Origin of the sequence: Glutamicibacter uratoxydans, from assembly GCF_006539925.1 — a bacterium.
In the GTDB taxonomy this organism is placed as follows: Bacteria; Actinomycetota; Actinomycetes; order Actinomycetales; family Micrococcaceae; genus Glutamicibacter; species Glutamicibacter uratoxydans.
Map to the genome: position 1 here is coordinate 1 of NZ_BJNY01000048.1, position 755 is coordinate 755.

At 57.7% G+C, this 755-nt stretch carries 1 protein-coding gene; it reads left to right on the top strand.

The genetic code is table 11. The annotated features are described in order from the left end of the window. The first annotated feature begins 126 nt into the window (after window positions 1-126). Window positions 127-642, top strand: a complete 516-nt coding sequence (locus AUR04nite_RS17770; RefSeq protein WP_141367648.1) for a GNAT family N-acetyltransferase — start codon at window positions 127-129, stop codon at window positions 640-642. Window positions 643-755 lie beyond the last annotated feature (113 nt).

Here is a 755-nt window from a genome sequence, read left to right on the forward strand (position 1 = left end):
AAAAAAATGCTTCCGTCTTTTCTTTTTTCTGTGGAGCCAGTGTCCTTGCGGCAGGCTCGGTGCCATATTGATCGAGGTGCAGGCCTCAACAAGAACGCTGCCGGTTGGCACGGATAAGGTTGTGGCATGACTTGGCCGGAACTCTCAGAGATACCAACGCTGCGCAGCCTTCTCATGCCGCTGAGCATCCAGCATGCGCCAATCATGGTTGACGTCTTGTCTGATCCTGGGCTTTATGAGTTCATCGGAGGAGCCGCGCCAACTGTGGACCAGCTTCGAGCTCGTTATCAAAAGCAGTCAACCGGCCACTCTCCTGATGGGAGCCAGTGGTGGTGCAACTGGGTGATTGCTGTGGGCTCGGAAAAACGCCTGATCGGCTATGTCCAGGCTACTGTGCAGCGCGTGGGGGAGCGCATGGAGGCGGACCTTGCCTGGATGGTTCAACCGGCAGACCAAGGCCTGGGGATGGCCACCGAGGCTGCCACAGCAGTCGTCCACTGGTTGCGGGCGCACGGAGTTTCAAGTTTTGCCGCCTACATCCATCCGGAGAATAGTGCATCGGCGGCCGTAGCGGCTAAGCTCGGTCTGCGCTGCACCGCTGAAGTCCTTGAAGGGGAGTTTCGCTGGCTGTTGAGTTATTGACCGAGGCAGTAGTGATCCCGTCAGTCGGAGCCGCTGTCGTGAATTCAGCGCAAGCTGACTGGGAACCAGCTCGTGACCAGCAACACGTACTCTCGATTTGTCCTGAGCGTTAC

Bases quoted from the DNA above. Each gene is read 5' to 3' on its own strand.
- AUR04nite_RS17770 (WP_141367648.1), top strand. From the start codon at position 127: ATGACTTGGCCGGAACTCTCAGAGATACCAACGCTGCGCAGCCTTCTC.